Source organism: Thermorhabdus hydrogeniformans, assembly GCF_049310025.1.
In the GTDB taxonomy this organism is placed as follows: domain Bacteria; phylum Bacillota; class Thermosediminibacteria; order Thermosediminibacterales; family Tepidanaerobacteraceae; genus JBJYKD01.
Map to the genome: position 1 here is coordinate 1 of NZ_JBJYKD010000215.1, position 257 is coordinate 257.

Sequence of the window (257 nt, forward strand, 5' to 3'; positions counted from 1 at the left end):
GGAGTGCGAGTAGTCGACTATTTTATTGCTTTAGATGCGGGCTATGAAACTTTCCACTGCAAGGTGGTAATGGCCGACGAAGACTTGGCTTATGTTGGTAGCGCCAATCTTTTAGTCTACAGCCGGCGATCCATGGAGCTCGGCGTCTTAATTGAAGGGGCTGTGGTCAAACCAATCGCAAACCTACTGCACGCAGTAGAATCAATTTCCTCTGATGTCCGTATATAAAAATCAAAGAAAGGCGGAGGCTGTGCGAG

At 47.9% G+C, this 257-nt stretch carries 1 pseudogene; it reads left to right on the top strand.

What is annotated here, in order from left to right:
* Positions 1-228, top strand: a pseudogene (locus ACKX14_RS16180) (hypothetical protein); the annotation flags it as partial.
* Positions 229-257: the final 29 nt, after the last annotated feature.